General features: G+C 40.6%; 8 protein-coding genes. 5 read left to right on the forward strand and 3 right to left on the reverse strand.

Annotated elements, in window-relative coordinates; all coding sequences use genetic code 11:
- Nucleotide 1: 1 nt before the first annotated feature.
- Genes ftsL through mraZ form a run of 3 tightly spaced genes read right to left on the reverse strand, consistent with a single transcriptional unit; the run spans nucleotide 2 to nucleotide 1,722 of the window.
- Nucleotides 2–316: a cell division protein FtsL gene (gene ftsL, locus G322_RS0106995; protein ID WP_022941093.1), complete on the reverse strand. Its 315-nt coding sequence runs from the start codon at nucleotides 314–316 to the stop codon at nucleotides 2–4.
- Nucleotides 317–1,264 (reverse strand): 16S rRNA (cytosine(1402)-N(4))-methyltransferase RsmH, encoded by a 948-nt coding sequence (rsmH, locus tag G322_RS0107000; RefSeq protein ID WP_022941094.1) that lies wholly within the window; start codon nucleotides 1,262–1,264, stop codon nucleotides 317–319.
- Nucleotides 1,264–1,722 carry a division/cell wall cluster transcriptional repressor MraZ gene (gene mraZ, locus G322_RS0107005; RefSeq protein ID WP_028866473.1) on the reverse strand — a complete coding sequence of 153 codons (459 nt, stop codon included), beginning with the start codon at nucleotides 1,720–1,722 and terminating at the stop codon, nucleotides 1,264–1,266. Before mraZ ends, rsmH begins: the two co-directional genes overlap by 1 nt.
- 348 nt (nucleotides 1,723–2,070) lie before the next feature.
- Here mraZ and rsfS point away from each other — a divergent pair, with 348 nt between their 5' ends.
- Genes rsfS through G322_RS0107030 form a run of 5 tightly spaced genes read left to right on the forward strand, consistent with a single transcriptional unit; the run spans nucleotide 2,071 to nucleotide 6,634 of the window.
- Nucleotides 2,071–2,397: a ribosome silencing factor gene (rsfS, locus tag G322_RS0107010; RefSeq protein ID WP_022941096.1), complete on the forward strand. Its 327-nt coding sequence runs from the start codon at nucleotides 2,071–2,073 to the stop codon at nucleotides 2,395–2,397.
- On the forward strand, nucleotides 2,397–2,867 hold the full coding sequence (gene rlmH / locus G322_RS0107015; RefSeq protein WP_022941097.1) for a 23S rRNA (pseudouridine(1915)-N(3))-methyltransferase RlmH: 471 nt from the start codon (nucleotides 2,397–2,399) through the stop codon (nucleotides 2,865–2,867). The genes rsfS and rlmH overlap by 1 nt, the downstream gene beginning before the upstream one ends.
- Before the next feature lie 3 nt (nucleotides 2,868–2,870).
- A complete protein-coding gene (gene mrdA / locus G322_RS0107020; RefSeq protein ID WP_022941098.1) occupies nucleotides 2,871–4,748 on the forward strand; it encodes a penicillin-binding protein 2 in 1,878 nt (625 codons plus the stop codon).
- Nucleotide 4,749: 1 nt separating this feature from the next.
- Nucleotides 4,750–5,847, forward strand: coding sequence for a rod shape-determining protein RodA (gene rodA, locus G322_RS0107025; protein WP_022941099.1), 1,098 nt, complete (start codon nucleotides 4,750–4,752; stop codon nucleotides 5,845–5,847).
- A 1-nt stretch (nucleotide 5,848) separates the two neighbouring features.
- The gene (locus tag G322_RS0107030; protein ID WP_022941100.1) at nucleotides 5,849–6,634 is read left to right on the forward strand and encodes a septal ring lytic transglycosylase RlpA family protein; all 786 of its coding nucleotides are present in this window, start codon (nucleotides 5,849–5,851) and stop codon (nucleotides 6,632–6,634) included.
- Nucleotides 6,635–6,784: the final 150 nt, after the last annotated feature.

The following is a 6,784-nucleotide window of genomic DNA, read 5'->3' on the forward strand; positions in this document are numbered from 1 at the left end:
GTTAGGGAATTTCCACTAATACACTGTTATTTTTAGTTGGCTGTGCCATTGATAATCGCTTTGTTGCAATACGCCTTATACGGCTATGCTCATCTAAGGTATGTTCTTCAATCAGCAAGTTTTGCCACTCAATGTTCAAATTGTCTTTTTGCTGTGATAGTTGATCTTTTTCTGTTACTAATTTACGTGTCTCATGGGTGATATAAATGTTATAAAAGGCGCTCAGCAAAATAACAATCGCCAGTACAACAAAAACAACATATCGACGTAGATCAGCAAGGATCAACAGCAATAAATTATCACGCGAAACACTCAACTAACCATGCTCAGGATGCGCGATTTTTTTAGCAACACGCAGAACAGAACTACGTGCGCGTGGGTTTTTATCTACCTCTTGTGCGCTAGGTTTTAATGCTTTTCCAAGTGCTTTCATGTTTTTATCTGATTGCATCTGCGCATCAGTCAGAGGTAAACCCGGTGGGTATTCGCGCCCCTTTTCCTGTTTACGAATAAAGCGTTTTACAATTCTGTCCTCTAACGAATGAAAACTGATCACTGAAAGTTGTCCATCAATGGCTAAAATATCTAACGCACCGTCTAATACTTTATGGATCTCTTCCAACTCACTATTTACATAAATACGAATTGCTTGAAAACTACGTGTTGCCGGGTGTTTTTTCTTTTCACGCTTAGGACACAGGCGCTCGATCAAATGTGCAAGATCTAATGTGCGTAAAAATGGCTTTTCTTCACGATCAGCGACAATCGCGCGCGCAATACGATAAGCAAATTTCTCTTCACCAAAGGTTTTTAATACCCAACCGATATCATCCACATCCGCTTTTGCTAACCAGTCAGCGGCACTAATGCCTGATGTGGGATCCATACGCATATCCAGTGGACCATCACGCATAAAACTAAAACCACGCTCAGCATCGTCTAATTGAGGAGATGAAACCCCAAGGTCAAGTAATACACCATCTATCTTGCCTGCAAGATCTAACGCTTTTATGTAATCAGCAAGTCCAGAAAAGGGTCCGTGAATAATGGTAAAACGTGGATCATCCAGCATTAACGCTTCACCTACTGCAATCGCACGTGGGTCTCTATCAATGGCAATTAAACGCCCATTAGGCCCTAACCTTTCTAAAATATAACGCGAGTGACCACCGCGACCAAAGGTACCATCCACATAAATACCATCCTCTTTAAGCGCTAATCCATTAACCGCTTCATCTAATAAAACCGTGATATGCTCTGCCATTACAGTGAGAACCCCTTTAAACTTTCTGTTAATTGATCTGCTGATGGCAAGCCTAACAGTAGATCTGCTTCTACCTGTTTCTGCCACAGCGCTTCATCCCACAACTCAAACTTATTAAATTGCCCTACTAGCATCACTTTTTTTTGTAGTTTTGCGTGTGCTCTTAGCGCAGGGGCAATCAATAAGCGCCCCCCTTTATCAAGTTCAGTCTCAGTTGCGTGACCTAAAATTAAACGCTGTACCCGACGTTCAACAGGATCAGTGCTTGATAATATGCTTAATTTTTTCTCTATCACTAACCATTCATTTAATGGATAGATCAATAAACAGGGTGATTGCAGATCAATAGTGCACACAAATTGACCCTGACAAGACGCCATTAAACCATCACGATAACGTGTTGGCATGGCGATTCTTCCTTTGGTATCAATATTGATGGCGTTTGCACTACGTAACATGATCATTAAGTCCCTGACTTATTTAATAAGAATATTGCATTTTTATACTATTTTTTACTTTTCTAGGGTAAAAGATCCACTTTTAGACACTTTTTACCACAATAGATCGGGAAGTTTAATAAAGTGCACCATTTTTGCAAGCAAAGGATCTTTTTTTTTAATGATGCTTATCACATAAACCTGATCTAACTGTTCAAAAATGCTGAATATTAAGTTAGATAGTGAGAAATTATTTAAAAAGTGAAATTATTATCAAAGTTAGTCACGTTTTGCAGGAGCGTGATATACTCCGTCATTAACTTTTATTGAAAGCATCAATGATTATAAATTATTAAGAAGGACACTCCTTTGTTAGACCAAGAATTAAAAGCATTTGTAGTAACACAAATTGAAGACATGAAAGCCAAAGATATCACTATCATTGATGTTGCAGGCACTTCAGACGTAACCGATACCATGATCATCTGTACAGGCAACTCAAAACGCCATGTACGCTCAATTGCAGAACAAACAGCACTGGCTGCAAAACGTGCAGACGAAACACCGCTAGGTGTTGAAGGCTTAGAAGGTAGCGAATGGGTATTAGTTGATTTAGGCAATGTTGTCTTGCACGTAATGCAAGAAGAAACGCGCCAATTCTATGACCTTGAGAAGCTTTGGGGACACACTGTTTAATGAAAATTCAGTTGATCGCAGTGGGCACTAAAATGCCCGACTGGGTTGAAAAAGGATATCAAGAATATGCCCGACGTTTTCCTAAAGAGATGCAACTTGAGTTGCTTGAAATCAATGCAGGAAAACGAGGGAAAAACGCAGACATAAAACGTATTTTGAAAAAAGAGGGAGAGCTCACTTTAGCGGCGATCCCTAAAGGCAATAAAATAGTGACACTTGAAGTCACTGGTAAACCATGGACAACCCCGCAACTCTCTGGCGAAATGAAAAAATGGCAACTTGATGGGCGGAATATTAGCCTGTTAATCGGTGGCCCTGAAGGACTTGCACCTGAGTGTATCGCTAAATCAGAACAACGCTGGTCGCTTTCAGCGCTAACACTGCCTCATCCCTTAGTGCGTATTATTGTTGCTGAAGGGTTATATCGCGCTTATACTTTAACCATTAATCATCCCTATCACCGCGAGTAGTTTGTGGTAAAAAAACATGTCAGTATCCGCAATCATTCTGCTGAGTCAGCCCTCTTTATGCGCCGTACCTTGGTGGTTTTTATTGCCATTGTTTTTGCGATAGGGGTATTGATCACTAACCTTTATTACCTGCAAATCAGCTCCTTTGAAAGCTTTCAGACCCGCTCCAATGATAACCGTATTAGTGTGCAAACAGTGCCACCCAATCGTGGCCTTATCTATGATAGAAACGGCATTATTCTTGCAGAAAACAGACCCGTTTATAGCCTACAAGTTATTGTAAAGAAAACAAAAAACTTAAAACGAAAAATAAATAAATTACGCAATATGTTTGACCTTAGTAATGAAGAGGTTGAGCAGTTTTATAAACGTAATCGCTACGCACGCTCATTTAGACCGATCTTATTACGTGATCAATTAAGCACAGAAGAGGTTGCCATTTTTACGGTCAATCAACACCTGTTTAAAGGTTTTTCCATCAAAGCAAACCTGAAACGTTATTACCCTTTTGGTGATGCATTTACTCATGTTTTAGGTTATATCGCTAAAATTAATAGCAAAGATTTACAGCGCATTGAACAACGCGGTGACACAGCACGTTATCGAGGCACCTATTACATCGGTAAATTGGGCATTGAGAAATATTACGAACAATTATTACATGGGCAGCCAGGACAACGCCAGGTAGAAGTCGATAGTTGGGGTAAAGTGATTCGTGTACTTAATTTTAAACCGCCTGTACCAGGCCGTGACATTAAACTTAATATTGATATTCAGTTGCAACTTAAAGCACAACAATTACTCGGAGATACCCGAGGCAGTGTCATTGTACTGGATGCACGTACTGGGGGCGTATTAACCCTTGTTTCCAATCCGAGTTATGACCCTAACCTTTTTGTGCAGGGGATCAGCAATAAAAAATATAATGCGTTATTAAGCTCTAAAGACAGACCACTTATTAACCGCGCAACACAGGGACGCTACCCACCTGCTTCTACTATTAAACCGCAAATGGCACTGCTGGCGTTAAATACCAAGGTGATCACTGAGCACACTAAAATCAAAGATCCAGGTTGGTGGATTGTGCCGGGCAGTAAACGCCGTTTCCGAGATTGGAAACGCTGGGGTCATGGGATGGTTGATGTTAATCATGCTATCGAGCAAAGCTGTGATACCTTCTTTTATGATGCAGCCTACAAAATAGGCATTGATAGAATTAATCCTTTTATGCAACAGTTTGGTTTTGGGGATTATAGTGGCCTTGATATTTATGAAGAGACAAAAGCGATTATGCCTTCAAGAGAGTGGAAACGTGCCCGCTTTAATGCACCTTGGTATGATGGTGATACTATCTCGGTGGGTATCGGGCAGGGATATTGGACGGTTACCCCCATTCAGCTTACCCAAGCCACTGCAATTTTAGCGCGAAAAGGAGAAGTTATTACTCCACATATTTTGCACTCCATAGTCTCTAAAAGTGGCGCTTTTAACGCAGTACAAGAATCTAAAATGCCCATTAAATTGCAAGATGAGCACTACTGGGAAATTGCCCTTAAAGCGATGTATGGCGTAACCAGTAAAAGAACAGGCACTGCACACCGTGCTTTTGCAAATACCTCTTATACCATTGCCGGTAAATCAGGTACCGCACAAGTCATTAATATGAAAGAGGATGAGGAGTACGATGCCAGTAAAATTGCTGAACGTCATCGGGATAACGCCATGTTTGTCGCGTTTGCACCCTATGAATCACCTGAAATAGTGGCCACGGTCATACTCGAAAACGCTGGCGGTGGCAGTAGCCATGCGGCACCTATTATACGTGCTCTATTTGATGAGTATTTTGATAAAATAAAAGTGCAACGATTAGAGGATTTTTAAAATGGTCAGTACCCAAGCACAAAAAAGTATTTTTTACCGTTTACATATTGATCCTTGGCTATTAATCGGTATTTTTTGTCTAATGACATTAAGCCTTATTACTCTCTACTCTGTTTCACCTGACTGGGTAATACCACAGCTAATTCGCCTTGTGATAGCGCTAAGCGTCATGCTAGCAATGGCACAAATCCCCCCTGAGGTTTATCAGCGCTGGACCCCCGCCATTTTTATCATCAGCGTACTGTTATTGATTGCAGTACTTGTTTTTGGACACACTGGTAAGGGAGCTCAACGTTGGTTAGACTTAGGTTTCACTAAGTTTCAACCCTCTGAGATAATGAAACTGATCATGCCCTTTGGTGTTGCTTATTATATTAGCCGATATACGCTGCCTATTACCTTTAAAAAAGCAGTTATTGCTCTGCTGATTGTTATTATCCCTACTCTCTTAATCGCTAAACAACCTGATTTAGGGACGTCTATTTTAGTCGCGTCATCGGGACTGTTTGTTCTGTTCCTCTCCGGTATTTCATGGTTTTACATCGCTATTGCGGTCACTGCCGTACTCGCATTCGCACCGGTATTATGGTTTTACCTGATGCACGACTACCAGCGAACTCGCGTGATGACCCTGTTTAATCCAGAAGCAGATCCGCTTGGTGCGGGTTACCATATTATTCAATCTAAAATTGCCATTGGCTCTGGTGGGGTTTGGGGTAAAGGTTGGCAACAAGGCACACAATCACAGTTAGAATTTTTACCCGAACGCCATACTGATTTTATCTTTTCCGTTTTCTCTGAAGAATTTGGTTTTATGGGTATTTTACTATTATTAACCATTTATCTGTTTATTATTGGTCGTGGTTTATGGATAGCCAATCAAGCACAAGATGCCTTTACCAAGTTAGTGGCCGGTGGCATCATCCTCACCTTTTTTGTTTATATCTTTGTCAATATTGGCATGGTTAGTGGTTTATTACCTGTCGTAGGTGTGCCGCTGGCCCTCATAAGTTATGGTGGTACCTCTATCGTGACCCTGCTTGCTGGCTTTGGTGTTTTAATGTCCTTTAATACCCATAAACGTTTTAATAGAAAATAGCATGGAAAAAAATTTGAATATTTTTACCTCATTGATAATGCTCATTTTACTCAGTAGTTGCAGCACAGGTCGCTATCAATATGCTGACGATCATCACCCCGATGACATTCCCCCGCTTGCCCATATTGAAGAGGTAACCCCACGTTATGAGCCTTACTCACGTGGCGGTAACAAAAATTACCGTGTGCGGGGCATCGATTACAAAGTGTTTACCGATATCACCGAGTTTTCAGAGTCTGGTTACGCTTCTTGGTATGGTAATAAGTTTCATGGTCACCTCACCTCAAATGGTGAACGTTACGATATGTTTGCCATGAGCGCAGCCCACAAAAATTTACCACTGCCAAGTTATGTACAAGTCACTAACCTTGAAAATAATAAACAGGTGATTGTACGTGTTAATGACAGAGGCCCTTTCCATGAGGGGCGTATTATTGACCTTTCCTACGCAGCAGCCAATAAGCTTGATATTATAAAATCGGGCACTGCCAAAGTAGAAATAAAACTACTGCATTTTACAGAAGCGCAAAATGACCATAAAAATGATTTTTTAAAGGGTTATTTTTACATTCAGTATCTGGTGACTTCACAGGCAGATAAAGCAAAAACACTCGGGAAATCGCTCTCAAAAGAGTACCAAGTTGAAGCGCAGACAATTAAAGATAAAAAAAATTACCGCTTACGCTTAGGCCCATTAAACAGTGAAAAAGAGGCTCAAATACTGCTTGAAAAACTGCAACAAATTTACCGTCAGGCTTTTATTGTCCATCAAGTGAAACGAGAATAAAGGTGATAATTTAAAGGTTAATAAAAGGTAACTACTCTGCATCGCCTAAAATTGGAGGTGTTTTATATACCCAAACGACTTGATAATATTTCGCATCTAGCTCATCGCACTTCAAACTGCAAAATTGAAGGTTTGAAAGTTGTCATTAAT

Source organism: Psychromonas hadalis ATCC BAA-638 (assembly GCF_000420245.1).
GTDB lineage: Bacteria > Pseudomonadota > Gammaproteobacteria > Enterobacterales > Psychromonadaceae > Psychromonas > Psychromonas hadalis.

Excerpts from the sequence above, each read along its gene's own strand:
- rlmH (WP_022941097.1), top strand. The coding sequence starts at position 2,397 with ATGAAAATTCAGTTGATCGCAGTGGGCACTAAAATGCCCGACTGGGTT.
- rodA (WP_022941099.1), top strand. The coding sequence starts at position 4,750 with ATGGTCAGTACCCAAGCACAAAAAAGTATTTTTTACCGTTTACATATT.
- G322_RS0107030 (WP_022941100.1), top strand. The coding sequence starts at position 5,849 with ATGGAAAAAAATTTGAATATTTTTACCTCATTGATAATGCTCATTTTA.
- rsmH (WP_022941094.1), bottom strand. The coding sequence starts at position 1,264 with ATGGCAGAGCATATCACGGTTTTATTAGATGAAGCGGTTAATGGATTA.
- mraZ (WP_028866473.1), bottom strand. The coding sequence starts at position 1,722 with ATGTTACGTAGTGCAAACGCCATCAATATTGATACCAAAGGAAGAATC.